This window comes from Curtobacterium herbarum (genome assembly GCF_016907335.1).
Lineage (GTDB): Bacteria > Actinomycetota > Actinomycetes > Actinomycetales > Microbacteriaceae > Curtobacterium > Curtobacterium herbarum.
On sequence record NZ_JAFBBT010000001.1, the window covers coordinates 3,040,319 to 3,065,829 of the forward strand.

The 25,511-nt window shown below is 71.1% G+C and carries 21 protein-coding genes; 10 read left to right on the forward strand and 11 right to left on the reverse strand.

What is annotated here, in order from left to right:
- Positions 1-13 precede the first annotated feature (13 nt).
- Entirely contained in the window at positions 14-1,258 is a 1,245-nt protein-coding gene (locus JOD51_RS14450) for a glycosyltransferase family 4 protein (RefSeq protein ID WP_204609691.1), read from the forward strand.
- Positions 1,255-2,394: a glycosyltransferase gene (locus JOD51_RS14455; RefSeq protein ID WP_204609693.1), complete on the forward strand. Its 1,140-nt coding sequence runs from the start codon at positions 1,255-1,257 to the stop codon at positions 2,392-2,394. The genes JOD51_RS14450 and JOD51_RS14455 overlap by 4 nt, the downstream gene beginning before the upstream one ends.
- A gap of 41 nt (positions 2,395-2,435) precedes the next feature.
- On the opposite strand, the gene JOD51_RS14460 is transcribed toward JOD51_RS14455, so the two are convergent.
- Positions 2,436-3,086: a sugar transferase gene (locus tag JOD51_RS14460; RefSeq protein WP_204609695.1), complete on the reverse strand. Its 651-nt coding sequence runs from the start codon at positions 3,084-3,086 to the stop codon at positions 2,436-2,438.
- Positions 3,083-4,318: a glycosyltransferase family 4 protein gene (locus JOD51_RS14465; RefSeq protein WP_204609697.1), complete on the reverse strand. Its 1,236-nt coding sequence runs from the start codon at positions 4,316-4,318 to the stop codon at positions 3,083-3,085. Before JOD51_RS14465 ends, JOD51_RS14460 begins: the two co-directional genes overlap by 4 nt.
- A 117-nt stretch (positions 4,319-4,435) precedes the next feature.
- On the opposite strand from JOD51_RS14465, the gene JOD51_RS14470 reads away from it, so the two are divergent.
- On the forward strand, positions 4,436-5,554 hold the full coding sequence (locus JOD51_RS14470) for an acyltransferase family protein (protein WP_204609699.1): 1,119 nt from the start codon (positions 4,436-4,438) through the stop codon (positions 5,552-5,554).
- A 9-nt stretch (positions 5,555-5,563) separates the two neighbouring features.
- Positions 5,564-6,526, forward strand: coding sequence for an ankyrin repeat domain-containing protein (locus JOD51_RS14475; protein WP_204609701.1), 963 nt, complete (start codon positions 5,564-5,566; stop codon positions 6,524-6,526).
- An 80-nt stretch (positions 6,527-6,606) separates the two neighbouring features.
- On the opposite strand, the gene JOD51_RS14480 is transcribed toward JOD51_RS14475, so the two are convergent.
- From JOD51_RS14480 to JOD51_RS14515, 8 genes are all read right to left on the reverse strand, one after another.
- The gene (locus JOD51_RS14480; RefSeq protein ID WP_204611259.1) at positions 6,607-7,776 is read right to left on the reverse strand and encodes a glycoside hydrolase family 1 protein; all 1,170 of its coding nucleotides are present in this window, start codon (positions 7,774-7,776) and stop codon (positions 6,607-6,609) included.
- 68 nt (positions 7,777-7,844) lie between these two features.
- Positions 7,845-8,717 carry an alpha/beta fold hydrolase gene (locus JOD51_RS14485; protein WP_204609703.1) on the reverse strand — a complete coding sequence of 291 codons (873 nt, stop codon included), beginning with the start codon at positions 8,715-8,717 and terminating at the stop codon, positions 7,845-7,847.
- Positions 8,714-10,504 (reverse strand): ABC transporter ATP-binding protein, encoded by a 1,791-nt coding sequence (locus tag JOD51_RS14490; protein WP_239539887.1) that lies wholly within the window; start codon positions 10,502-10,504, stop codon positions 8,714-8,716. Before JOD51_RS14490 ends, JOD51_RS14485 begins: the two co-directional genes overlap by 4 nt.
- Positions 10,501-11,433 (reverse strand): ABC transporter permease, encoded by a 933-nt coding sequence (locus JOD51_RS14495; protein WP_204609705.1) that lies wholly within the window; start codon positions 11,431-11,433, stop codon positions 10,501-10,503. The genes JOD51_RS14490 and JOD51_RS14495 overlap by 4 nt, the downstream gene beginning before the upstream one ends.
- A complete protein-coding gene (locus JOD51_RS14500; protein WP_204609707.1) occupies positions 11,430-12,410 on the reverse strand; it encodes an ABC transporter permease in 981 nt (326 codons plus the stop codon). The genes JOD51_RS14495 and JOD51_RS14500 overlap by 4 nt, the downstream gene beginning before the upstream one ends.
- Positions 12,407-14,110 (reverse strand): ABC transporter substrate-binding protein, encoded by a 1,704-nt coding sequence (locus JOD51_RS14505; protein WP_239539888.1) that lies wholly within the window; start codon positions 14,108-14,110, stop codon positions 12,407-12,409. The genes JOD51_RS14500 and JOD51_RS14505 overlap by 4 nt, the downstream gene beginning before the upstream one ends.
- Positions 14,111-14,204: 94 nt before the next feature.
- Positions 14,205-15,194 (reverse strand): IS481 family transposase, encoded by a 990-nt coding sequence (locus JOD51_RS14510; RefSeq protein WP_204611265.1) that lies wholly within the window; start codon positions 15,192-15,194, stop codon positions 14,205-14,207.
- Positions 15,195-15,311: 117 nt separating this feature from the next.
- Positions 15,312-16,469, reverse strand: coding sequence for a LacI family DNA-binding transcriptional regulator (locus JOD51_RS14515; RefSeq protein WP_204609709.1), 1,158 nt, complete (start codon positions 16,467-16,469; stop codon positions 15,312-15,314).
- A gap of 170 nt (positions 16,470-16,639) precedes the next feature.
- Here JOD51_RS14515 and JOD51_RS14520 point away from each other — a divergent pair, with 170 nt between their 5' ends.
- Positions 16,640-16,798: a hypothetical protein gene (locus JOD51_RS14520; RefSeq protein ID WP_204609711.1), complete on the forward strand. Its 159-nt coding sequence runs from the start codon at positions 16,640-16,642 to the stop codon at positions 16,796-16,798.
- Positions 16,799-16,819: 21 nt separating this feature from the next.
- On the opposite strand, the gene JOD51_RS14525 is transcribed toward JOD51_RS14520, so the two are convergent.
- The gene (locus tag JOD51_RS14525) at positions 16,820-17,536 is read right to left on the reverse strand and encodes a GntR family transcriptional regulator (RefSeq protein ID WP_259559677.1); all 717 of its coding nucleotides are present in this window, start codon (positions 17,534-17,536) and stop codon (positions 16,820-16,822) included.
- Between the two features lie 77 nt (positions 17,537-17,613).
- Here JOD51_RS14525 and JOD51_RS14530 point away from each other — a divergent pair, with 77 nt between their 5' ends.
- The 5 genes from JOD51_RS14530 to JOD51_RS14550 all read left to right on the forward strand — a co-directional run bounded on the left by JOD51_RS14530 (position 17,614) and on the right by JOD51_RS14550 (position 25,442).
- Positions 17,614-18,801: an MFS transporter gene (locus JOD51_RS14530; RefSeq protein ID WP_204609715.1), complete on the forward strand. Its 1,188-nt coding sequence runs from the start codon at positions 17,614-17,616 to the stop codon at positions 18,799-18,801.
- Between the two features lie 158 nt (positions 18,802-18,959).
- Positions 18,960-20,318 carry an extracellular solute-binding protein gene (locus JOD51_RS14535; protein ID WP_204609717.1) on the forward strand — a complete coding sequence of 453 codons (1,359 nt, stop codon included), beginning with the start codon at positions 18,960-18,962 and terminating at the stop codon, positions 20,316-20,318.
- On the forward strand, positions 20,315-21,397 hold the full coding sequence (locus JOD51_RS14540) for a carbohydrate ABC transporter permease (protein WP_204609719.1): 1,083 nt from the start codon (positions 20,315-20,317) through the stop codon (positions 21,395-21,397). Before JOD51_RS14535 ends, JOD51_RS14540 begins: the two co-directional genes overlap by 4 nt.
- Positions 21,394-22,329, forward strand: a complete 936-nt coding sequence (locus JOD51_RS14545; protein WP_239539889.1) for a carbohydrate ABC transporter permease — start codon at positions 21,394-21,396, stop codon at positions 22,327-22,329. The genes JOD51_RS14540 and JOD51_RS14545 overlap by 4 nt, the downstream gene beginning before the upstream one ends.
- Positions 22,326-25,442 carry a glycoside hydrolase family 2 TIM barrel-domain containing protein gene (locus tag JOD51_RS14550; RefSeq protein ID WP_204609721.1) on the forward strand — a complete coding sequence of 1,039 codons (3,117 nt, stop codon included), beginning with the start codon at positions 22,326-22,328 and terminating at the stop codon, positions 25,440-25,442. The genes JOD51_RS14545 and JOD51_RS14550 overlap by 4 nt, the downstream gene beginning before the upstream one ends.
- Positions 25,443-25,511 lie beyond the last annotated feature (69 nt).

Below are 25,511 nucleotides of genomic sequence, written 5' to 3' on the forward strand. Positions count from 1 at the left end.
GATGGAGGAACCGATGCGCACCCTCGCGATCATCGTCCCCGAGTACCGCACACCCGAAGCTCGAGGCGGAGGCCTGTCGGCGGAGGCGGACTTCGTCGCCCGCGCGTTCGACGGTCCACACCTGGCTGCGGCCGACCGGTGGCACGTCCGCTTCGTCGTCCCCCGGATGTACCACCGCGCTGCCGAGCACGCGACCCCGCTCCGGCCGTCCTCCCTGTTCCGCGGCGCCGTCGTGCGACGGCGGGCCGGAGCCGAGCGGGAGACCTGGGACGTCGGGACCGTCCTGCCCGAGGTGGAGACGAACCGCTACCGCCCGCGCCGCGCCCTGACCGCGCTCGTGGACGACTGCGACGCGGCCGTCGTCATCGCGGGCACGCCGGCCATCGGCGCCGTGATGCGGGACGTGCGGACGCCGTGGGTACTGAGCGTCGCGAGCCTCGTGGAAGAGGAACGAGCGGCACGTCTCTCGGCGTCCTCCGGGTGGCGTGGGGCGCTCCTGCGCCAGGCGACCATCGCGACGGCACGGACGGACCGCCGCGCGCTCGCCGCGGCACCGACCGTCGTGACGCTCAACGGCACGATGGCGGACCGGCTCCGTCCGCTCGCGGGAGGCCCCGTGGGCGTGGTCCCGGCCGGCGTGGACACCCACCGGTTCCGACCGTCGACCCGTCGTGCCGCGGAGGGGCCGATCATCATGGTGAGCCGCCTGAACGACCCGCGGAAGGACGTCCAGACCCTCCTCCGCGCCTACGCCACGGCCCGCCGTGACCACGGTGTCCGCCATCGCCTCGTCCTCGCCGGCCGGCACACCCTCCCCGAGCCGGACGTCGCCCTCATCACGGAGCTCGGTCTGCACGACGTCGTACAGGTCGTCGAGTCACCGTCGGACGACGCGCTCGCCGCGATGCTGCGGACGAGTTCGCTCTTCGCCCTCGCCTCGCAGGAGGAAGGGCTCGGCTTCGTGTTCCTGGAGGCGATGGCCTCCGGTCTCCCGGTGGTCACGACCGCGACCCGCGGAGCGACCGAGGCGGTCCCCTCGGACGTCGGCACCCTGGTGCCGTTCGGGGTGGACCTGGTCCGGCAATTCGCGGCGGCCCTGGCCGAGGGCGTCCACGACGCGGCGCGTGCCGACGCACGTGGTCGCCGAGCCCGGCTCCACGTGGAGGCGACCTACGCTGACGAGGTCGCCGAGCAGGCCTGGCGTGACCTCGTCGCCGAAGCGATCGACTCCGGCGCGCGGACCGGGGGAACCCGATGACACGGGTCCGCATCCTCGCCCCGTACTTCCCGCCGGCGGTGGCCGGCGGCGGCCCGATCCGGACACTGGACGCCCTCGCCAGGTCGGCACCGGAGGGGATCACGCTCGAGATCGTGACGCGGGACCGGGACCTCGGTGCGACCACGCGGTTGGACGTACCCGACGCCGTCGTCACCACGGCTGGTCGGCAGGTCCGGTTCCTCGACACCCGTGGCCCGCTCGGTGTCCTCCGCCTCGCGTCCGCGATCCGGACGCGTCCGGCTCCCGACCTCACGTACCTCAACACCGTGTTCGATGCCCGCTTCGGTGTCCTGCCGCTGCTCCTGCGACGGTGCCAGCTCGTCCCCGCCGGACCGGTGCTCGTGGCACCGCGTGGCGAGTTCGACCCGGGGGCCCTCGCCCTGAAGTCGGCGAAGAAGCGACGGTACCTCGAGCTCGCGCGCCGTCTGGGGCTGTTCCACGGTGTGACGTGGCACGCCTCGACCGAACTCGAGGCGTCGCACGTCCGTCGGGCCGTCGGAGTCGGCGCGGACATCGTCGTCCGAGAGAACGAGACCTCCCTGCCCGCCCGGGCGGAACGGACCCCGCCACCGACGCACGAGCGCCTCGAACTCGTCACCGTCGGCCGGATCTGCCCGAAGAAGCGGACGCACCTGGTGATCGAGGCGCTCGCCCACGTCTCACGTCCGGTCCGTCTCGTGGTCCTCGGCCCGGTCGACGACGTCGCGTACGGTCGCCGCTGCGCGGCAGCCGCTGCCGTGCTCCCCGCCCGTGTCCAGGTCGAGTTCACGGGGGTGCGACCGCACGCAGCCGCGGTGGACGCGGTCAGGGCGGCGCACGCCATGGTGACGGCGACCGCCGGCGAGAACTTCGGACACACGATCGCCGAGGCGCTCGCCGTCGGTCGCCCGGTACTGCTGTCCGACACGACACCGTGGTCGGCCCGCGTCGAGGCCGGTGGGGGCGAAGTCGTCGCCGACGACGCCTGGGCCGCGACGATCGACCGATGGGCGTCGTACTCGGACGAGGAGCTGGCCGGACGCGCGGCCCGGGCAGCGAGCAGCTACGACGCGTGGCGGTCCGCACCGCCGGAACCGCACGTCTTCGAGCTGGCGCTCCGGCGGCTGCCGCGGTGACCCGCCGGCGGCGCCGGCGGGTCCCGAGGTGACGCGCCGGGTCAGCGCGTCGCGAAGGACTCGGTGTCGTCGCCCCGGAACGTGACCATCGTGGCGTGCCCGCGGGCGGAGACCCCGCGCCGGGACACGACGGTCCAGACGGTGGCGACGAGGATCTGGACGTCGAGCCGGAGGGAGCACCGTTCGACGTACTCGACGTCGAGGTCGAACCGGGTCGTCCAGTCGGTGTCGTTCCGCCCGTTGACCTGTGCGAGGCCGGTCATGCCCGGTCGGACCTCGTGGCGGCGTGCCTGGTGGGCGGAGTAGAGGTCGAGGTACGACATCAGGAGCGGTCGCGGGCCGATGATGCTCATCTCGCCCCGGAGGACGTTGACGAGGTTCGGGAGCTCGTCGACGCTGCTGGCACGGAGGATGCGTCCGAGTCGGGTGATCCGCACGTGGTCGCCGTCGGTGCCGAGACGCTCGAGCTCCGGGTCGGGCCGCATCGAGCGGAACTTGACGATCTGGAACGGCTCGCCGTGCAGACCGGGTCGGAGCTGCCGGTAGAGGACCGGACCGGAGCCCTCACACCGGATCAGGACGGCGACGAGGAGCATCAGGGGCGCCGAGACGACGAGGAGCACGACCGCCGTGACGACGTCGCACACGCGCTTCGGCCTCGCCCAGCGGTTCGGGACGTCGTTGTCGATCATGCGGCGGCCTTCCGGAGGACCTGCTCGATGCGGTCGATCGCCAGACGGGGGTTCATGTGGCGATCGACGACGGCGCGTGCGTTGGCGGACAGGCGTGCACGGCCGTCGGAGTCCACAGCGTGCGCTGCGCGGAACGCCGCTTCGATGGCGTCGACGTCCCCGGGCGGCACGACCATGCCGGCGTCACCCCCGCGGACGATGTCCGCCGCGTCGCCCGGGACGACCGCGATGACCGGGACGCCGTTCGCGAGGGCGTCCTGGAGCTTCGACGGGATGGTGATCGGGGACATCGGGGCGTCCGCCAACGCGACGATCTCGAAGTCTGCGCCGGCGTGCACCGCCGGCATGCGCTCCCGGCTGACCGGCGGTCGGAACGTGGTGTTCGTCGCCCCGAGCGCATCGGCGAGGTCCCGCAGACGCTCGCAGGCGAGTCCGTCCCCGACGAACTCGAAGCGGAGCCCGGGCAGGTCCGAGCACCGTGCGGCGGCGCGGATGATCGCGTCGAGGCCTTGGTTCGGTCCGAGGTTCCCCGCGTACACGATCGTCGTGGTGCCGTCGTCGCCCCGGCCAGGACGCTCTGCCGCGGACGGCGTGTGCACGGCCCAGTTGACGACGGTCGAGGTTCGGTCCGGGTGGCTGCCGCGCTCGACGAGGAGGCGTGCGGCCCCCGGGGCGATGGCGAGCACGTGTGCCGCGCCGCGGTGCAGGCGTCGGAGCCAAGCGAGGAGGACGATCCGCGCCAGACGGGCTCCGCGCTCGCTCGCGATGAAGCCGGAGCCGATGACCGACTCCGGCCACACGTCCTGCACGTGCAGGACGTACGGGGTGCGGAACAGTGCCTTCCAGAGCATCGGCCCGATCGCCGCGGTCGGCTGCGCGCTGTGCACGTACACGACGTCCGAGCGGCGGACGGCACGGGTCGTGGCCAGCGACGAGGCGGCGAAGCTCAGGCAGTTCACGATCCGACGGCCCGCCCGGTCGGAGTGGTCCGGGACGATGGGGACGCGGTGGACGGTCACCGCACCGTCGTGTTCGACGTGTCCGAACCGCTGGCTCCATCCGGGAAACACCGCACCGAAGGGGTAGTTCGGGAACGCCGTCACGACTCGGACGTCGTGACCCCGTGCGGCGAGGCCCCGTGCGACCGACGCCGGGATCCAGCCCTGCATCTCCGGCGGGTAGTACTGGGTGACGACGGTGATGCGCATGTGCGCTCGGTCAGACCTGGGCATTGTGGAATATTAACATACGGAGTATCAACAACAACCAGATGATCAACTACGCCCGTACGTAGCATCCGACATGTGGAGAACTGCGATCCCGACGACGCTGGGCGGGATGCTCGGGAGATGGACATCCCCATCGCGACCGGTCGGGCCCCCGCGCGGATCGCGGCGCTCGACGGACTCCGAGCAGTGCTCGCGATCTCGATCTCCGCGTACCACCTGGGCGCTCCCGGGCTGCAGAGCGCGGTCCTCGCGCTCCCGGTGTTCTACGCGCTGTCCGGCACGCTGATCACGAGCCTCCTGCTCGCCGAGCTCCACCGCCGCGGTCGGGTGCGACTGGGCCGGTTCGTCCTCAACCGGTCCCTCCGGATCGCACCGCCCGTCGTCGTGCTCGTCGTCGCCGTCGCGCTCCTCTGGCCGTGGGTCGGCGGGTACGGCGGGTCGACGAGCGACCTCTGGCTCGCGGCCGGCTTGGCGCTGACGTGGACGACGAACATCGGCCGCGCATTCCTCGGTGTCCACCAGGGAGTCCTGGACCCGCTGTGGAGCCTGTCCGCGGAGGAGCAGTTCTACGTGTTCTGGCCCGTCCTCGCGGCACTGCTCCTGCCCGTCGGACGCGGTCGTCGGCTGCTGCTCGGGATCCTCGTCGCGATCGTCGTGCTCGGCCCGCTGTGCTGCGCACCGTTCTTCACGCCCAGTCCGGACAGCGGCCCGGCGAGCATCTACTACGCACCGCCGCTCAGCATGTCGTCCCTGGCCTCGGGGTGCCTGGCAGCACTGGTCCTCGACCGGCTCCGGCGGAGCGGACGGTGGAGCGGCAAGGCCGGTCGTCTGACGACCTGGTGCAGCCTGGCCGCGTTGACGGTACTCGCCGCGCTGTTCCCCGCGGACTGGAAGTCCGACCCGCTGTCACTCCTGCTGACGATACCGCTCGCAGGCGCCGTCGCGGCCGCCTGCATCGCCGGCCTCGGCACGTCGGACACCCTGCCCGCACGGTTGCTGGCGGTGCGACCGCTCGCCTGGTTCGGCGCGCGGGCGTCGTACTCGCTCTACCTCTCCCACCTCGTCGTGCTCGCACTGGTCGAACACCGCATCGACGGAGTGCTCGGACGGGCGATCGCATTGGCCGTCGCCATCGTGGTCGGGTGCGTCGGGGGCGTGCTCGTCGAGATCCCGACCGACCGGTTCCGCCGGTGGGTCATGCGTCCGCGGAGGTCCGCCCTCCGCGCCTCCGCCCGGTAAGGTCGGCCCGTGCGATGGAGTCACCTGGGCTGGCCGAGTGTGGGCTTCGTGTCCCTCGAGGACGTCGACGGGTACCGCGACCACCTCAGCCGGCTGGTCCTCGACGCGCCGCCGACCGTGGCCGCCCTCGCCGCAGTGCAGTGGGGCGAGGCACGGTTCGAGTCCTGGGAGCTCGACGGCGAGACCCTGCGCGTGGTCGTGGTCGTCCGCAACGACGAGGTGCTCGACACCCCGGAGGGCCTGTGGCGCCGGTGGAACCACGCCCGCGTCACGCTGCGCTTCCACGCCGTGACGCTCGATCCGCCGGACACCGCGGCACTCGACCTCCTGGCCGGCGACGTCCACGTGCTCCGTGGCGAACTCGCTCACGTCGGCCCGGACGGGTGGGAACTGCGCCTGCTGGTCTCCCCCACCGGCGAGGTCGCGGTCGTCTTCCAGGACGTTGCCGTCGAGGTCCGCAGCGTCGACGAGTCCGCCTGGGGCGACCTGGAGGCCCGACCCGCCCACGGCTGGCACGGCCCGATGGCGGACGGCTGGGCGGACTGGGCATCCGCCGCGGTGCGGGCCGCCGCGCACGGCGACGTGGGCGGCCTGGCGATGGCGCTCGACGGCTTCGTCGGCGAGCCTGCCGGGGTCGACGAGATCGACGCCCGCTGGGGCTTCGCACCGCTGCACGCCGCCGCGTGGTTCGACCGGCCGGCCGCAGCCGAGTTGCTCCTCAGTCGCGGAGCGTGGGCCGACCTGCCGGACGCCGAGGGACGGACACCCCTCGACCTGGCGCACGAACGCGGATCCGTCCGCGTGGCGACCCTCCTGACGGAACGCGTCCGCCACGTACCGGGGGACGTCGCGCCCGAGCCCGACCGACGCGACACCACCACCGCCACCGCCACGCCGGTCACCGCCAGCCCGGACTCGGACAGCCCGGGCAACGACAGCCCAGACGCTGACAGCTGGGACACCGACAGCTGAGACGCCGACACCCCGGCCACGTCGTCGACGTGACCGGGGTGTCGGTGGTGGGGCGCGCCTCCCGTCCGGAGCGCCGCGACTCAGAGCGCGTTCGCCCGCGCGACCGAGCCGTACCAGTGCGCCGACGGCTTCGGCGTGCGCTCGAACGTCTCGCGGTCCCACGCGACGAGACCGAAGGTGGGCCGGAAACCGGAGGCCCACTCGTAGTTGTCGAGCAGCGACCAGTGCTGGTAGCCGAGGACGTCGATGCCGTCCTCGATGCAGCGGTGGATGCCCTCGAGCGCGCCCTGCGTGTAGGCGATCCGGCGGGTGTCATCGGCGGTGGCGATGCCGTTCTCGGTGACCATGACCGGCACGTGGCCGGACAGCTCCCACGCGCTGCGGATGCCGTCGGCCGCCGCCTCCGGGTAGAACTCCCAGCCGGTGAGCGTCGTCTCGACGTCGTCCGCGACGGGCAGCGGGCCGTCGGTGCCGATGAAGGTGCGCGTGTAGGCCTGGACCCCGACGAAGTCGTCGCCCGCGGACTGCTCGAGGTACCAGTCGTCGCGCGGGTAGCCGTACTCGCGGAGCATCTCGGCGGAGCCCGGCTGGTCGGTCGGCTTGAACGCCTGGGTCGCGATGGTCCACCCGGACTGGAGGCCCGACACCTGTCCCAGGACCTCGCGCGACCGCGTGTGGCTGGCCAGCAGGGCGTCGGCGACCTGCAGGTCCGGGTTCGGCAGGCCGTAGGCGACGAGGTTCGCCGCGTCCTCACCACCGGCGAGCATGGCCGCGATGTTCGGCTCGTTGATCGTGCACACGTACCGGACGCCGTCCTGGACGACGGGGAGCGCGGCCTCGGTGTAGCGGGCGAACAGGTCGGCGGCGTCGGGTGCCCGCCAGAAGCCGTCGCGTTCGAACCAGCGCGGCACCGTGAAGTGCATGAGGGTGACGATCGGCTCGATGCCGAACTCGTGGCAGGCCTCGACCATGCGGCGGTAGTGGTCGACCTCGGCGCGGCTGACGAACCCGCGCTCGGGCTCGATGCGGGACCACTCGATGCTGAACCGGTAGGAGTTCAGCCCGAGGTCGGCCGCGATCCGGATGTCCTCGCGGTAGCGGTGGTAGCTGTCGGCCGCGTCGCCGGAGGGTTCGACGATCGTGGTGTCCGGTTCGTGCTCGTGCACCCACCAGTTGCTGTTGACGTTGTTGCCCTCGATCTGGTGGGCGGCCGTGGCGGCGCCCCAGAGGAAGCCGTCGGGGAAGTGCAGCGAAGTGATGATGGTGCCTTTCAGTGTGCGGACGAGTCAGTGCTTGCTGGCGTCAGTGCTTGCTGGCGTCAGTGCTTGCTCAAGAACCGGTCGAAGACCTCGACGGTCCCCTGCGGGTTCTCGATCTGGGGGCCGTGCCAGCTCTCCGGGATCACGACGTACTCGGCGCCGGTGTCCTCGGCCATGGTCCGCTGCCACGGGATCGGCCAGGCGCCGTCCCACTCCCCGTGCGTGACGAGGACGGGCAGCCCGGTGGCGCGGAGTTCGGCGGAGCTGTCGGTGTGGTCCTCGAGGATGTGGCCGCCGGCGACGATGCTCAGGGGGCTCGTGGCGTCGAAGCGCTCGCGGACCATGCGGACGTCGTCGGGGAGCTCCTCGTCGGGGCGGTACGCCCACAGCGGGTTCGTGGCGTCGAACAGCGTGCGGTTGTTGCCCGCCGTGTCGTGCATGATCGTCAGCTCCGCGACCTTGCGGTACGGCCAGCCGTACGGGCCGGAGCAGAACTGCACGACGTCACGGAACGCGGTCGGGTCCTGGATCGCGGCGGCGCGGACGATCACGCCACCGAGCGAGTGCCCGACCAGGTGCACGGGAGCGCCGTCGTCGAGCAGTCGGGCGACCCGGACGACGTCGGCGGCCTCTTCCTCCAAGGCGTAGTCCCGGGGTTCGGTCGGCGCCGCCGAGTCGGCCTGGCCGCGACGGCTGATCGCGACCGCGGTCCAGCCGGCGTCCCGGAGGAGCGGCATGAACGTGCGCCAGTCCTCCTTCGAGCCGGTGTACCCGGGGACGACGAGGACCGTGCCCTTCGACGGCCCCGACGGGACGACGCGGTACGCCGTGAGCCGGCCGACGGGCAGGTCGATGCCGACGACGTCGACGCCCTCGGGGGTGGGCAGGTGGCCGAACGGCGGGACGGTGGGGAACGCGTGCAGGTTCGTCATGCCGACAGTCTCCTGCGGGGGTTCGGCACGGCGTCCAGCAGCGCGACCGTGTAGTCGTCCTGCGGGTGCTGCAGCACGTCGGCGGTCCGGCCGCGCTCCACCACGGCGCCGTCGTGGAGCACCATGATGTCGTCGGTGATGAGCCGGGCGCTCAACAGGTCGTGCGTGATGTAGAGGAGCGAGACGCCCCACTGCTCGCGCAGGTCCTCGAGGAGCGCGAGCACCCCGGCACGGAGCGTCACGTCGAGCATCGAGACCGGCTCGTCGGCGATGATCACCTGCGGATCGCTCGCGAGCGCCCGGGCGATCACCACGCGCTGCCGCTGCCCGCCGGAGAGCTGGTGCGGGAGCTTCTGCGCGAACTGCTCCACGGGCGTCAGGCCCACGGTCTCGAGGAGCTCGAGCACACGGCGTCGGGCATCGCGTCCGCGGAGCCCGGTGTAGTTCACGACCGGACGGGTGAGCGTGTACTCGACCGTGTGCAACGGGTTGAGCGCCGAGTACGGGTCCTGGAACACCATCTGCACCTCGGAGCGCAGGTCACGCATGCCCCGGCGCCCGAGCTTCGCCACGTCGAGGTCACCGAACCGGACGCTGCCCGAGCTCGGCTTCTCGACGCCGGTGAGCAGCTTCGCGATGGTCGACTTGCCGGAGCCCGACTGGCCGACGAGCGCCAGGGACTGCCCCGGCTCGAGGGTGAACGACACGTCGCGGACGGCCCGCACTGGATCCTCGCCACGACGCGGCGCCGGGTACGTCTTCACGAGGTGGTCGACGACGATCGGGTTGCGGGCGGCACTGCGCTCCCGCGAGCCGACCGTGCTGAACGACGAGGTCGCCTGCTGTCGCTTCTCGCCGGCCTCGGCGCGGAGCGAGCGGTCCGGGAAGCCGGGGAGCGACACGACCGACGCACGCGGGTCGGCGTAGTGCGAGAGCAGCATCTGCGTGTACTCGTCCTGCGGGTCGCGCAGGATCTCGCGCGATCCGCCGTCCTCGACGATCCGGCCCTCGTGCATCACGAGGACGCGCTCGGTGGCCTCGAGCACGATGCCGAGGTCGTGGCTGATGAGCACCGCGGTGAAGCCCTCGGCACGCTGCAGCTCGATGATCGTGTCCATCACCGCGTGCTGCACGAGGACGTCGAGCGCCGTGGTCGGCTCGTCGAACACCATGAGCTGCGGTTCGAGGGACAGCGCCAGGGCGATCGACACGCGCTGCCGCATGCCGCCGGACAGCTCGCCCGGGAACCGCGCCAGCATCGAGTCGGGCAGCTTCACCTTGCCGACGAGCTCCCGCATCCGGCTGTCCCACCGCTCGCGCGGCACGTGGCCGTGGGCCTTGAAGACGTCGATGAAGTGGTTGCGGATCGTCCGGACGGGGTTGAGCGCGTTCATGCCCGACTGCAGCACCATCGCGAAGCCGCCCTGGCGCTGCTGCCGGAGCTCCTCGTCGCCGAGGTCGCGGATGTCCTTCCCCGCGAACACGATGCTGCCGCCGTTCGTCCGCGCCGGCGGCTTCTGCAGCCGGGTCAGCGCGTAGCCGAGCGTCGACTTGCCGGACCCGGACTCGCCGACCAGGCCGACGAACTCGCCCTTCCGCAGGGAGAACGACACGTGGTCGACCGCCTGGACGGCGGTCTGCCCCGACGACTCGTAGACGACGGACAGGTCGCGGACGTCGAGCAGGACGTCGGTCGCGGATCCGGTGGGACCGTCGGACGGGAGGACCGTGGCGGCGCCGGTGCGCGCCTCCAGTCCGTCCTGGGGTGCGGAACGTGAGCCGCTCATGCGGTCGCCTCCTTGCGCTTCGGGCGCGCGCCCTCGCGCAGCCGCGGGTTGGACACGGCGTCGACGCCGAAGTTGATGAGGGTCAGGCTCATCGCCAGGAGGGCGATGCAGAGACCCGGGGCGAACAGCAGGATCCACTGGCCGGTGAGCAGCGCGTTGGAGTTCTGCGCCCAGTAGAGGATCGTGCCCCAGCTGACGATCGAGGAGTCGCCGAGGCCCAGGAACTCCAGGCCGGCCTCCGCCAGGATCGCGCTCGTGGCGGCCCCGAAGAAGCTGCCGACGATCAGGCTGGTCATGTTCGGCAGGATCTCGCGGAAGACGATGCGGGTGGCACCCTCGCCGGAGAACTGCGCGGCCGTCACGAAGTCGCGACCACGGAGGGACTGCGTCTGGCTGCGCAGGACGCGGGCACCCCAGGCCCAGCCGGTGACGACGATCACCGCGATGATGACCGCGATGCCGCCGTTCTGCAGGTAGGCCGCGATGACGATCATGAGCGGCAGGCCCGGGATCACCAGGAACAGGTTCACGATGAAGCCGATGACCTCGGCGATCCAGCCGCGGACGTAGCCCCAGCTGAGGCCGATCGCGACGGCGACGAGCGTGGACAGGATGCCCGCGACCGCGCCGACCATCACCGAGATGCGGGCGCCGTAGATGATCTGGGACAGGACGTCCTCGCCGGCCGCGGTGGTGCCCATCCAGTGGTCAGGTGTCGCGTCGGCGGACCGGGCGAAGCCGTTCTGGCTGGCGCCGTACGGGGCGAGGAGCGGAGCCAGGATCGCCACGAGGACGAACACGGCGAGGATGACGATGCCGATCCGGGCCTTCGTGTTCGACCAGACGACGCCGAACTGGCGACCGGCGGACCGGAGCCTGGACGGGGCCTGCTGTTCGGGTTCTTGCGTGCGTACTGCGATCGTGGTCATCGGCGCGTCCTCGGGTCCAGGACGCCGTACAGCACGTCCACGATGAAGTTGGCGATGAGCACCGACACGGTGATCATCAGGAAGAGTGCCTGCATCAGCGGGTAGTCCTGCCCGATGACGGCGTTGAACAGCAGGTAGCCGATGCCCGGGTAGCCGAACACCTGCTCGACGAGCACCGAGCCGCCGACCACACCACCGAGGGCCAGGCCGAAGCCGGTCAGGTTCGGCAGGATCGCGTTGCGGGCGGCGTAGCGGATCGCGACGGTACGACCGCGGAGGCCGTTCGCCTCGGCGAACGTGACGTAGTCGTCGCCGAGCGTGTTGATCATCGCGTTGCGCATGCCGATGATCCAGCCGCCGAGGCTCGTCACCAGGATCGTGACCGCCGGCAGGACCGCGTGCTGCAGCGCGTCGGTCGTGAACGCCAGGTTCAGCCCGGGCGTGGTCGTCGCCGAGTACGCGCCGGTGGTCGGGAACCAGTGCAGGACGTAGCCGAGGAAGAACAGCAGGAGCAGGGCCGTCCAGAAGTACGGGAACGTCGACATGAAGCTCCCCGACAGGGTCGGGAGGGAGTCGAGCCAGGTCCCCCGCTTCCAGGCCGCAGCGATGCCGATCAGGGTGCCGAGGACGAACGCCAGGATGGTCACCACGCCCACCAGGATCAGCGTGTACGGCAGGGCCTTGCCGACGAGGTCGCCGACGGGCTGCGGGTAGAACGTGTAGCTCGTCCCGAAGTCGAGGGTGATGACCTGGTGCAGGTAGCTGACGTACTGGTCCCAGAGGTTGCCGGTCGGGACGCCGAGCTGCGCCTCGATGGCCTTGCGGGTGGCGTCGGTGACCGGGCCGTTCTGGCTGAGCTTCGCCAGGGCCGCGTCGCTCGGGCTGCCCGGCATGAGACGCGGCAGCACGAAGTTCAGCGTGACCGCGGCCCACAGCGTCAGGACGAAGAGCAGGAGTTTCTGCAGGATGTACTTCACTTGCTCTGCTCGCTTTCGGCCGTGAGGATCGCCTGGCCCGCGGCGCTGTCGCGCAGCCGGAGCTTGGTGAAGATGAGCAGCGGCGCGGAGTCGTAGTTCTGCGGGGCCATGTACGGGTCCTTCGCGCTCGGCCACCCGACGAACTTGCTGGTGTTGAACAGGCCCCAGAGCCCGCCGTGGTACATACCGATCACGGGCAGCTGTTCGTAGACGATGGTCTGCAGCTGGTCGAGGAGCTGCTGCTGGCGCGCGGTGTCGGTCGTCGCCTTGTACTCGTCGAGCAGGCGTTGCGTCGCCGGGTCCCGGTACCGCTCGTAGTTGTTCACGGTGGGCTTGCCGACCGGCTGGTAGAACTCGGTCGACATCAGCGAGTTGAACGCCTGGTAGACGTCGCCGTTGCCCATGCCGCCCATCGCCATGTCGAAGTCGCCGTTGTTGATCGCCTGCTGGTAGCCGGCGGGCTGCGGTGCCTTGATGGTCACGGCGACGCCGATGGCGGTCAGGTCGCGGCGGACCTCCTGCGCGGCACGGAGCCAGTCCGCGTAGCCGTTCGCCGTGGTGATCGTGATCGCGAGCTGCTTGCCGTCCTTGACGATCTTGCCGCCCTGCTCGACCCAGCCGGACTTCGCGAACGCGGCCTTCGCAGCGGCGACGTCCTGCGTCACCATGCCCTTGTCGGGGATGTCCGGGTTCGCGTACCGCTCTTGGTTCGGCAGGATCAGGCCGGTCTGGGCCGCGGCGGTGAGGTTGCCCTCGGTGGCGGTCTCGGCGATGTCGTCGCGGTCGAGGGCGAGCGAGATGCCCCGGCGGACGTTGACGTCGTCGTACGGTGCCTTCGTCAGGTTCGGGATGAGACCGATGACGCCCCCCGGCGGGAACCACCAGGTGTTGGTGCGGGACGCGGCGCCCCACGTGCCCTTGACGTCGGAGATGAACGAGTACGACCAGTCGTAGCCGCGGGTGACGGTGTCGAGCTGCGTGTTCGTCGCCGGCAGGATGAGGTGCTTGATCGCGATCTTGTCCGCCTGCCAGTACCGACGGTTCTTGTCCATCGAGTACTGCTGGTCGGTGTAGTTGCCGAGGACGAACGGGCCGGTGCCGACCGGGTTCGGGTCCCGCCACGTCGTCGGGTCCTTGACCTTCCCCCAGTGCTGCTCGCCGAGGATGTACGTCTGGCCGATGATCGTCAGGCTCGGGACGTCCTCGGACTTCAGGTGGAAGACGACGTGGTCGCCCTGCTGCTCGATGGTGTCGATGTGCTGCCAGGCACCCTTGACGTCCATCGCCGGGAACTTCTTCAGCAGGTCGAACGTGAAGACGACGTCCTTCGCGGTGAACGCGTCACCGTTCGACCACTCGACACCCCGGCGGATCGTCATGTCGATCGTGCGGGCGTCCGGCTGCTCCCACGAGCTGGCGAGCCAGGGGTTCCGCTTGCCGTCGAGGGGGTTCACCTCGATGAGGGGCTCGTACATCCACTTCGATGCCGTGCGGGCGTTCGTGATGTACGGGTTGAAGTTGCGGTCGAACAGCGGGTTGCCGTGGTCCGCGTTGATGAGCATCGTGTCCTTGCCGATGCTCGGGTCCGGCTGGGACCGGACCTGGATGCTGCAGCCGGTCGCCGTGATGGCCACGACCGCGATGCCGGCGAGGGCAGCGGCGAGGCGAGCGCGGCGAGTGCGCCGTGGGGGAAGCGTCATTGCTCGGTCGACCTCCGTGTCGAGTGGGTACGAGGGTCAATGTATGCGCTTACATCGCCGTGCGCAAGTCATGGTGGCGTGGCTGTCGGCGACGCTAGATGTGGTGTCCAGGCAGGTTGTTGAGTCTGCTGATGGGTGGCGCTCCGATGGCGGAGTGGGTTCTGTGGTGATTGTAGAAGTGGAGCCAGCCGGGGAGTGCCGCTCGGCGTTCGGTCTCTGAGCTGTAGAAGCGGGCGTATGCCCAGCCCTCGCCGAGGGTGCGGTGGAACCGCTCGATCTTCCCGTTCGTCTGCGGCCGGTACGGGCGAGTTTTCTTCGGTGTGATCCCGAGCACGGAGCATGCGTCGGCCCAGGCGTGGGACGTGTAGGCGGATCCGTTGTCGGAGAGCACCCGCTCGACCGTGACGCCGCGATCGGTGAACCAGGCAACAGCTCGTTGCAGGACACCGATCGCGGTGATCGCTTTCTCGTCGGTGTGGATCTCCGCGTAGGCGACGCGGGAGTGGTCGTCGATGACGGTGTGCACGAACGCCCGACCGATCAACGGTCCTCTGGTTGCTGATCGTGGTTTGTCCGGTGTCGCTGCCCGGTTCCGGTCGCCCTGCTGCCGCCCAACGAACCGCCAGCCACCACCGTCAGGGATGTTGCCGAACTTCGTCACGTCCACGTGGATCATCGCACCGGGCTTGTCATGTTCGTAGCGGCGGATCGGCTCACCGGTGATCCGATCGATGTGTGACAGCCGGTTGATGCGGCACCGCACCAGGACCGCATGCACCGTCGACGCCGGCAGGCCCAGCTCACCGCCGATCTGCACCGGCCCGAGGCGGCGCCGCCACCTCGCCTTCACGATCTGCTTGACCAGTTCCGGCGGCGTCTTCGCTGGTATCCGGTGCGGGCGGCTGGATCGATCCGTCATTCCCGCAGCACCCTCGGCTCGATACCGGGCAGCCCATTTCCGGGCTGTGACTGGAGACACCATGAACAGTTTCGCCGCCATGGTCGCGGGCCAACTGCCCTCGACGATCAGCTTCGCGAGGCGAAGACGGGCACGCGGGGTCAGCGCAGCGTTAGCGTGGGACACGAAGGCCTCCTGGTCGGTGAAGCGGTTCCTTAGACAGCTCCACTCCACCACCGGGAGGCCTTCTTCGATCAACGCGTCAACGACCGGCTGACGACACAACGTCCCTGGACATCACAGCTAGAGCGACGGCGGGCAGCTCTCACGCAGGAGCACCTCGACCGGCAGCCGGACCGCACGCGGCGGCCCCTCCCGACGGTCCAGCCGGTCGACGATCGCCCGGACCGCCGCCCGCCCCAGGTCCCCCATCGGCTGGTGCACCGTGGTCAGACGCGGCACCGAGTAGCGCCCGGCGTCGATGCCGTCGAACCCGGTCACCACGACGTCGTCCGGCACCCGGAGCCCCCGAGCCAGGACCGCGTCGAGCACGCCGAGCGCCGACTGGTCGTTCGAGCAGACGATCGCCCGCGGCACCCGCTCGTCGAGCAGGGTGCGGGCGAGCTCGCGGGCCCGCACCCGGCCGAAGTCACCATGAACGGTGCGGACCGCCGCCGGCGCGAGCCCGTGGTCCTCGAGCGCCCGCTTGAACCCGGCGGTGCGCTCCTGGTCGTCCGGGGAGTCGACCGGCCCGGCGACGTAGGCGATCGACCGGATGCCGAGCCGACCGATGACGTGCGCGGCGAGGGTCCGCATGCCCGCGGCGTTGTCGACGCTGATCGAGTCGAAGCCGCGCGAGCGCCGGTCGTCGGCGAGCACCACCACCGGGATGCGGCGGGCGACGTGTTCGAGGAGCTCGTCCGGCACGGTCTGCGCCAGGACCGCCAGACCGTCGACCCGGCCGGCGACGTCGTTCACGATGACGTCCCGCGACGGACCACGGCCGGCCGCGACCATGAGCGCGAGGCCGCGCTGCCAGGCCTCGGTCTCGGCGCCGCGCAGGACCTCGTCGAAGTACAGGTTCGAGGACGTCGGCTGGGTCAGGTGTCGGCGGTCGTCGACGATGCGGACGCCACCGTCGGTGACGACGTCCGGCCGTTCGTCCGGCACGACGTCGAACCCCGGCAGCAGCAGACCCACCACGCCGGTCCGGCGGCCGGCCAGCGCCCGGGCGTTCCCCGAGGGGACGTAGCCGAGAGACCGGATCGCCGCCTGCACGCGGTCACGGGTGCCCTCGCGGACGGCGTCGGGTGTGCGGAGGACCCGCGAGACCGTCGCGATCGAGACCCCAGCGGCCGAGGCGACGTCGTAGACCGTGGGAGGTGCGGTGCCCTGCGTGGTCACGCCGTGCCTCCCGTCCCGGTCGGAGCCGCGGGCAGCCTGCCCGGCGACGCCGACCATCCTAGGCAGCCTCGGTTCTCCACAGGTCCACGGCGGGGTCTTGCGGACCGGCGCACGCAGGACGACACTGGCCCGACCAACCCGGCCTGGCCGCGCGATCGGGCCAGTCGGATCAGCAGGGCACGCCCTCGCAGCAGGGGCAGCCCGACCAGCAGGGGAAGGACGATCAGATGTCACAGTCGACTCCGTCCGGACGCAGGGACGCGTACCGGCTCTCCACCGATGAGGCCGAGGTGCGCGACGCGCTCCTGGACCACGACCACGACGGGCACCTGTCGTGGGTGACCGCCCAGCTCGACGGGACGGAGGAACGCCCCCTGGTCGAGTAGCGACCGCACGCCAGCCGGCGGTCAGGCGCCGGCGGCCAGCCGCTCCGGCGCCCCGACGATCGCCATGCCCGCGCCGCGGAGCCGACGCCGCTCCTGGGCGATGAAGCTCAGCAGCCGGTCGTTCGTGCCCGCGACGTGGGCGGCGACCAGCTCCGCTGCGCGGTCCGCGTCGCCCTGCTGGACGGCGTCGAGGATGTCGCTGTGCTCCTGCCACGCGGCGTCGCGGGCCTCGGGTGTGCGGACCTCGATCCACCGGGTGCGCTCGAGCCGGGTCAGCGCGTCGGCCACGGCGTCGGTGACGAACCGGTTCCCGCCGAGGGCCGCCAGGTCCAGGTGGAACGTCGAGCCCATCGTGATGCCGGCCTGCTGGTCCGGGGTCGGCTGGAGGGCGTCGAGGTGCGCGCGGACCTCGGCGAGCGCGTCGGGCTGCGCGCGGGCGACGGCGAGGCGGGCGGCCGCGGGTTCGAGGACACCGCGGAGTTCGGCGAGCGAGGCGATCTCGTCGAGGTCGATCGGGGTGACCGTCCACGAGCGTCCCTCGTGCAGGATGAGTCCCTCGCGTTCGAGGCGCGACAGGGCGGCACGGACGGGGGTGCGCGAGGCGTGGAAGCGCGCTTCGAGCCCGCGCTCCGAGATGCGTTCCCCGGGTGCGATGTCGAGCGTCAGGATCGCGGCACGGAGGTTGTCGTAGAGCTGGGCCGTCTGCGACACGGGTGTTGCGTCGGTCGGTTCGGTCACGGGCATCCAGCGTAGTGCCGTCCGACGCATGTTGGTATACCGTTCCGGTACACCAGCCGAGTCGAGACGGGGAGCGCATGGTCCCGACACCCGTCCGCGCCTGGGTCGTGCTCGCGCTGGGCGTCCTGGCGCAGACCGCCGGCACGCTCGTCGTCACCGCACCGGCCCTGCTCATCCCGCACCTGCACGCGCAGGGCCTGTCCCTCGCGCAGGCCGGGCTGCTCGCGTCGGCCCCGACCGCGGGCATGGTGCTGACGCTCATCGCGTGGGGCGCGGTGACCGACCGGATCGGTGAGCGGGTCGTGATCGCCGGCGGCCTGGCGCTCACCACCCTCGCGGTCGCCGGGGCCTGGTTGGCCGGTGACGACACGCTGCTGCTCGGGGTCGCGTTCCTGGCGGCGGGCATGACGAGCGCCTCGACGAACGCGGCGAGCGGCCGGGTGGTCGTCGGCTGGTTCCCGAAGGAGCGGCGCGGCCTGGCGATGGGGATCCGGCAGATGTCGCAGCCGCTCGGGGTGACCCTGGCGGCGGTGACGGTACCGCAGCTCGCCGAGGCATCGGGCATCCGCAGCGCACTGGTCCTGCCGGTGCTGCTGTGCGCGGTGCTCGCGGTCCTCTGCGCGGCCGGGATCGCGGACCCGCCACGTCCACCACGGAAGCCCGCCGGCGCCCCGCACCCCGTCGGCACCGGGGCGAACCCCTACCGCGCCACCGGCTTCCTCTGGCGGATCCACGCGGTCTCGATCCTGCTCGTGGTGCCGCAGTTCACGCTCTCCACCTACGGGCTGGTGTGGCTCGTCACCCTCGGCTGGTCGACGTCCGCCGCCGGGCTGCTGGTCGGGGCCGCCCAGTTCGTCGGCGCGATCGGCCGGATCCTGGTCGGTTCGTGGAGCGACCACGTCGGCTCCCGGGTCGGGCCGCTGCGGGTCGTCGCCGTGTCGGCCGCCGCGGTCATGGCGGTGCTGGCCCTGGTCGACGTCGCGCACCTGCCGGCGGCCGCGGTCGTGCTCGTCGTGGCGACGAGCGTCACGGTCGCGGACAACGGCCTGGCGTACACCTCGGTCGCCGAGGCTGCCGGACCCTCGTGGGCCGGGCGCGCCCTGGGTGCGCAGAACACCGGGCAGTTCATCGCGGCGAGCGCCGTCGGTCCGGGGATCGGCGCCCTGGTCGGGCTGGTCGGGTTCGCGGGGTCGTTCCTGCTCGTCGCCGTCCTGCCGGTGCTGGCGCTGCCGCTCGTGCCGCGGGCGGACCGCTCGCAGGACTGAGTCGCCCACGCACCCCGCTGACGGACGGGAGGCGCGTGGCGGCGCCGCCACGCGCCTCCCGTCCGGTCACGAATCCGGCACGAATCCCCACCGCCGCTCGGTTCTGTGGTTGGGTGTCGTGCAACCCCGATCCGACGACGAACCGGAGGTGCACGGCAATGACGCCATCACCAACACCCCTGTCCAGACGGTCCCTGCTGGGATTCGGCATCGGCACGGCGGCAGCAGGTCTGCTCGCCGGGTGCGCGGTGCCGGGCTCGACCAACGTGAACCGAGCGGCGCTCGTTCCGGCCGCCGCACGCGGGGAGACGGTCCAGATCACCTACTGGGGCTGGCTCAAGGACCTGCAGAAGGTGTGCGACGTGTGGAACGCATCGCACCCGCACATCCAGGTCACCGCGAACTGGATCCCCGGCGGCATCGCCGGCGGGTACCAGAAGATGTACTCCGCGCTCGCAGCCGGCGGCGGGCCGGACATCGGGCAGGTCGAGCTCCGGCAGATCCCCGAGTTCATGCTCGCGAACGGCCTGGTCGACCTGGCCCGCTACGGCGCGAAGGAGCACGAGGCGAAGTACGACGAGGCAGCCTGGGCCCAGGTCGAGTTCGTCGACGGCGTCTACGGCATCCCCCAGGACACCGGCCCGATGGGCTTCTACTACCAGACCGCGATCCTCGAGCAGGCCGGCGGCGAACCCCCGACCACGTGGGACGAGTGGAAGGTGCTCGCCGACAAGGTCCGGAAGACCGGCAAGCGGAACTTCCTCGAGGTGTTCCCGGTCGCCGACGCCTCCCCCTTCGCCGCGTACGCCCAGCAGGCCGGCGCCCGCTGGTTCAAGGTCGACGGTGACGAGTGGGTCGTCGACCTGACCGACGACGCCACGATGCGGGTCGCCGACTTCTTCGACGGCTGCATCGACGACGGCCTGGTCGACACGAGCGCCAGCGCCTACACGCCCGGGTGGTACGCGGCTTGCGCCGACGGGCGGATCGCCGCGGTGACGAGCGCCAGCTGGGGTGATGCGCTGATCGAGTCGATCCAGGGCAGCAAGGGCAAGTGGAAGGTCGCGCCGATGCAGAAGTGGGACGCGTCCGGCTTCGGCTCCAGTGCGATCGGCGGGTCCAGCGCCGCGGTCCTGGCAAACGCGAAGCACCCCGCGGAAGCGCTCGAGTTCATCACCTGGATGACCACCTCGAAGGAAGGTGTGGACGCGATGATCAAGTACTGCGGCATCGGCTGGTCCCCCGCGAAGGACTACATCGGCGCCCAGCGCGAGCAGCCGTCGGAGTGGTTCTCCGGCCAGAACTACAACGAAGAGGTCTTCGCCCCCGCCGCGAAGGAGCAGAACATCGACTGGTCGTGGTCGCCGGTGACGCAGTCGGCCTTCACGTCGCTGCAGGACCAGTTCCGCCGCAAGATCACCGGCAAGCTGAAGCTCTCGGACGCCGTCGAGCTCGCCCAGGCCGAGATCGTGCAGTCCTTCAAGGAAAAGGGCCTCAGCGTCAGGACAGCACGATGACCACGCAGCAGACACCCCCCGCCTTCCGCACGAGCACGAAGGCCACCCGCGCGCAGAAGCGTGCCCCGTGGATGCTGCTCGCACCGTTCCTGGCGCTCTTCGTCCTGACGTTCATCATCCCGATCATCAGCGCCCTGTTCCAGAGCTTCACCACCGTCGACCGGAAGGGCCTGTTCGGCGAGGACGGCGTCACCGGTCGGTTCGCCGGCTTCGACAACTACGTCACGGCACTGAACGACAACGGCTTCGTCGCCTCGATCGGTCGGATGCTGCTGTTCGGCATCGTCCAGGTGCCGGTGATGATCATCGCGTGCACGATCCTGGCGCTGCTGCTCGAGTCGGCGAGCGCCCGCTGGCCGGGCTTCTTCCGGGCGATCTACTTCATGCCGTACGGCGTCCCCGGCGTCATCGCGACGATCCTCTGGTCGTTCCTGTACGTGCCCGGGCTGTCGCCGATCGTGTCGCTGCTGCAGTCGATGGGGCTGCAGCCGGACTTCCTCGGCGCGAACAGCGTGCTGTGGTCGATCGCGAACATCGTCACGTGGACCTACACCGGCTACAACATGCTCATCATCGTGGCGCAGCTGAAGTCGATCCCCGGCGAGGTCTACGAGGCCGCCAAGATGGACGGCGCCGGCCCGTTCCAGGTCGCGTGGCGCATCCAGATCCCGCTCATCGCGCCGGCCCTGGTGCTGACGACGGTGTTCTCGATCATCGGCACGCTGCAGCTCTTCGCCGAGCCGCAGATCCTGTCGACGGTCGCCCCCGCCATCGACACCGAGTACACGCCGAACTACGCCGCCTACACGAACGCGTTCGCCTTCAACGAGTACGGGGTCGCGAGCGCGCAGGCCGTGATCATCGCCTTGGCCGCGTTCATCCTGTCCTTCACCTTCCTGGCGCTGACGAACCGTCCGCCCAAGAGCGAGCGCGACCAGCGCAAGCGCGCCCGCAAGGGCGGTCTAGAGGCCCGGCGCGCGCTCCAGACGCGCGCTGCGGCGGGCAGCACGGTCACCACACGAGCCGACCGCAGCCTCCCGGCCGGTCGCGTCGCGACGACGGAAGGGACCGACCGATGACCAGCGAAGCCGTCGAAGCGCCAGCCACCGCGAAGTCCGCGGTGCCGGTCGACACCACGTCGATCACCGCGCACCAGCGCCGCAAGCTCGACCGCTCACCACGCTCCCAGATCGTGGTGACCGGGATCCTGGTCGTCGTCGCGCTGTACTTCCTGGTGCCGCTGTACTGGGTCGTGATCGCCGCGACGAAGACGACCGGCGCCCTGTTCGCCACGAACGGGTTCTGGTTCGGCGGCGACTTCGCCCTGTTCAGCAACATCCAGGCGGTGTTCACCTACGACGGCGGCATCTTCGTCCGGTGGATCGCGAACAGCGTCCTGTACTCCGGCGTCGGCGCGGTCCTGGCGACGTACTTCGCCGCGGCTGGCGGGTACGCCCTGGCGAAGTACGAGTTCCGCGGCCGGCAGCTCGTGTTCGGCACGATCCTCGGCGGCGTCCTCGTGCCGGGGACCGCGACCGCACTGCCGCTGTTCCTGCTGTTCTCGACGATGGGCCTGACCGACACGTACTGGAGCGTGCTCATCCCGAGCCTGGTCTCGCCGTTCGGCCTGTTCCTGTGCCGGGTCTACGCGTCGGCGTCGATCGACACCGCGCTGATGGAGTCCGCACGACTCGACGGGGCGAGTGAACTGCGGATCTTCCACACCATCGCGCTGCGCCAGCTGACCCCCGCGCTCGTCACCGTGTTCCTGTTCCAGCTGGTCGGGATCTGGAACAACTTCTTCCTGCCGCTCATCATGCTGGCAGACCAGAAGCTGTACCCGATCACACTGGGACTGAACAACTGGCGAGCCCAGGTGGACCGGTTGCCCGAGTTCTACCAGCTCACCACGGGTGGGGTGCTCGTCTCGGTCATCCCGCTCGTCATCGCCATCATCGTCCTGCAGCGCTTCTGGCGCGGGGGCCTCACGGAAGGATCGGTCAAGGGTTGACCTCTGCCGCACTCGACGACCTGCACTCGACCACACCGGGATCCGCGTCACGCCGGGCACCGCGTGCGTGGCTGCACACCGACGCTCCCTCGCTGTCACTGAACGGCGACTGGGACTTCCGGTGGTCACCGGTGGCGGACGCTCCGGGGTTCGAGGACCCGGACGGGTGGGGGTCGCTCCCGGTGCCGTCGCACTGGGTCCTGCACGGCCACGGTGCGCCGAGCTACACCAACGTGCAGTACCCGTTCCCGGTCGACCCGCCGCACCCGCCGGACGAGAACCCGACCGGTGACCACCGCCGGACCTTCACGCTGCCGGAGTCGTTCGACGGGGCCGCCCGGGTCCTGCTGCGCTTCGACGGGGTGGAGTCGCACTACCGGGTGTGGGTGAACGGCGAGCTCGTCGGGTGGTCGACCGGCTCGCGGCTGGCGACGGAGTTCGACGTGACGCCGCTGCTCCGGCCGGGGTCGAACGAGCTGCGGGTCCGCGTGCACCAGTGGTCAGCGGCCTCGTACCTGGAGGACCAGGACCAGTGGTGGCTGCCCGGCATCTTCCGCGACGTCACCCTGCTCGCGCGTCCCACCGCACCGATCGACGACGTGTTCGTCCGGGCCGGGTGGACCGCGACGCTCGGGGACGCGGCCTCCGCCGGCACCGCCGCGTCCGGTCGGCCCTCGACCGGGACGGGCACGATCACGGTGCCGACGCTCGACGCGGTGTTCCCGGTGCGCTTCGCGGTCCCGGAGCTCGGCGTGTCCGTGGTCTGGGACTCCGCGGAGGACGTCGCCCCGATCACGGTCGAGGGCGTCGAGCCGTGGAGTGCCGAACTCCCCCGGCTGTACGACGCCACGGTCTCCTCGGACGGTGAGACGGTCTCGCTCCGCCTGGGGTTCCGCACCGTCCAGGTCGTCGGCGACCGGTTCCTCGTCAACGGCGAGCGCGTCGTGTTCCACGGCGTCAACCGGCACGAGACGCACCCGGTCCGCGGCCGGGTGTTCGACGAGGCCCACGCCCGCGCGGACATGGCGCTGATGAAGCGGTCGAACGTCAACGCGATCCGCACCTCGCACTACCCGCCGCACCCCCGCGTGCTCGACCTGGCCGACGAACTCGGCTTCTGGGTCGTCCTGGAGTGCGACCTCGAGACGCACGGCTTCGAGTTCCAGGGCTGGCAGGGCAACCCCTCCGACGACCCGGCGTGGGAGGACGCCTACCTCGACCGCATCGCCCGCACCGTCGAGCGGGACAAGAACCACCCCTCGATCGTGCTGTGGTCGCTCGGCAACGAGTCCGGCACCGGGCGGAACCTCGCGGCGATGTCCCAGTGGGTGCACGCCCGTGACCCCGAGCGTCCGGTCCACTACGAGGGCGACTACACGGGCGAGTACACCGACGTCTACTCGCGGATGTACCCGACTCTGCAGGAGACCGAGTCGATCGGGGGCGGTCCGGCCACCCCCCTGCTCGGCTGCGGGCCGGCCGAGGCGGCACGGCAGCGCTCGAAGCCGTTCCTCCACTGCGAGTACGTGCACGCGATGGGCAACGGCCCCGGGCAGATCGCCGAGTACGAGGCCCTGGTCGACCGCTACCCCCGGCTGCACGGCGGCTTCGTGTGGGAGTGGCGTGACCACGGACTCCTCGCCCACACGCCCGACGGCACCCCCTACTACGCGTACGGCGGCGACTTCCACGAGGTCGTCCACGACGGCAACTTCGTGATGGACGGCCTGGTCCTGCCCGACGACACCCCGACCCCGGGGCTCGCCGAGTTCGCCGCCGTCGTCGCCCCGGTCCGCCTGTCCGTCTCACCGCTCGGCGGCTCGAGCATCGCCGGCGGTGGGACCGTCCTGGTCGAGAACCGGTACCACTCGGCCTCGACCGCGGGGCTGCGGTTCTGCTGGACCCTCAGCCGGAACGGCGTCGTCGAGGCCTCCGGACGGTTCGCGCCCGGCATCGTCGCGGCACGGCAGTCCGCCACGGTACCGGTGCCCGACGAGGTGCTCGCGGCAGCGCGGGCGGACACGGACACCCTGGCACCGGGCGACGAGCTGTGGCTCGACGTCGTCGCGGAGCTCGCCGGGCCCACCGCATGGGCGGACACCGGGCACGTGGTCGCACGCACCCAGACGCTCGTGGCGAGCCGGGTGGCGGACGCGCCACGAGCCTCTCCCCACGAGCTCGGCCGTCACGCCGCTCCGCAGGCTCCGCAGCGCGCCGGAACCGGCTCGCGTGGGCCCAGCGCGGGGTGGCAGGGCGACCGTCTCGGGGAGGCGACGTTCACGGCGCGCGGCGACCTGGCGACGCTCAAGGGCCACCCGGTGGCTGGACCGCGCCTGGAGCTGTGGCGGGCACCGACGGACAACGACCGTGGCGCCTCGCAGGGCGGGTACGAGACCGCGGACCCGGTGCTGACGCTCGGTGTCGGCGACCCGACGGCGCCCTCGTCGGCGTCGCGGTGGGAGGCCCGTGGCCTCGACCGCCTGACCCACCGGCTGGTGTCCGTGGACCGGACCGACGACGGACTCGTGCAGCGGGTCCGGGTCGGGGCGGCGAACAGCGCTGCCGGGGTCGAGGTCACGCATCGCTGGACCCTGACCGACGCCGGACTGCTGCTGCGGACCGACGCCGTGCCGTTCGGCGGCTGGGACGTCACCTGGCCGAGGATCGGCGTGCGGATCGACCTGCCCGCCGCGCTGCTGTCCGAGACGGCCTCGTGGTTCGGCACCGGGCCGGACGAGTCGTACGCGGACTCGTCGCACGCGGCCCGGGTCGGACGCTTCGAGGCCCCGGTGTCGGCGATGACCACCCGCTACTCGATGCCGCAGGAGAGCGGACACCGGCCCTCGCTGCGGTCGCTGTCGGTGGGACCCTTCACGGTCACGACCGTGCCCACGCCGGGCTCCGGGCACCGGGCCGGGTTCACCCTGACGCCGTGGACCGCGCAGCAGGTCGGGCGTGCCGGGCACCCGCACGAGCTACCCGTGCCGGACGCGCTCTACCTGTACCTCGACGACGCGCAGCACGGCCTCGGCAGCCGGGCCTGCGGGCTCGACGTCCTGCCGGAGCACCAGCTGTGGCCGAGTGCCCGGAGCTGGAGCGTCCTGCTGGCGTAGCGGGGGCGGGTGGCGGCTGGCGCCGCCGCCTGGCGCCAGCCGGCGGCGCACAACAGAAACCCGTCCGAA

Bases quoted from the DNA above. Each gene is read 5' to 3' on its own strand.
- JOD51_RS14450 (WP_204609691.1), top strand. From the start codon at position 14: ATGCGCACCCTCGCGATCATCGTCCCCGAGTACCGCACACCCGAAGCT.
- JOD51_RS14455 (WP_204609693.1), top strand. From the start codon at position 1,255: ATGACACGGGTCCGCATCCTCGCCCCGTACTTCCCGCCGGCGGTGGCC.
- JOD51_RS14460 (WP_204609695.1), bottom strand. From the start codon at position 3,086: ATGATCGACAACGACGTCCCGAACCGCTGGGCGAGGCCGAAGCGCGTG.
- JOD51_RS14465 (WP_204609697.1), bottom strand. From the start codon at position 4,318: ATGCCCAGGTCTGACCGAGCGCACATGCGCATCACCGTCGTCACCCAG.
- JOD51_RS14470 (WP_204609699.1), top strand. From the start codon at position 4,436: ATGGACATCCCCATCGCGACCGGTCGGGCCCCCGCGCGGATCGCGGCG.
- JOD51_RS14485 (WP_204609703.1), bottom strand. From the start codon at position 8,717: ATGACGAACCTGCACGCGTTCCCCACCGTCCCGCCGTTCGGCCACCTG.
- JOD51_RS14490 (WP_239539887.1), bottom strand. From the start codon at position 10,504: ATGAGCGGCTCACGTTCCGCACCCCAGGACGGACTGGAGGCGCGCACC.
- JOD51_RS14495 (WP_204609705.1), bottom strand. From the start codon at position 11,433: ATGACCACGATCGCAGTACGCACGCAAGAACCCGAACAGCAGGCCCCG.
- JOD51_RS14505 (WP_239539888.1), bottom strand. From the start codon at position 14,110: ATGACGCTTCCCCCACGGCGCACTCGCCGCGCTCGCCTCGCCGCTGCC.
- JOD51_RS14515 (WP_204609709.1), bottom strand. From the start codon at position 16,469: ATGGTCGGCGTCGCCGGGCAGGCTGCCCGCGGCTCCGACCGGGACGGG.
- JOD51_RS14520 (WP_204609711.1), top strand. From the start codon at position 16,640: ATGTCACAGTCGACTCCGTCCGGACGCAGGGACGCGTACCGGCTCTCC.
- JOD51_RS14530 (WP_204609715.1), top strand. From the start codon at position 17,614: ATGGTCCCGACACCCGTCCGCGCCTGGGTCGTGCTCGCGCTGGGCGTC.
- JOD51_RS14535 (WP_204609717.1), top strand. From the start codon at position 18,960: ATGACGCCATCACCAACACCCCTGTCCAGACGGTCCCTGCTGGGATTC.
- JOD51_RS14540 (WP_204609719.1), top strand. From the start codon at position 20,315: ATGACCACGCAGCAGACACCCCCCGCCTTCCGCACGAGCACGAAGGCC.
- JOD51_RS14545 (WP_239539889.1), top strand. From the start codon at position 21,394: ATGACCAGCGAAGCCGTCGAAGCGCCAGCCACCGCGAAGTCCGCGGTG.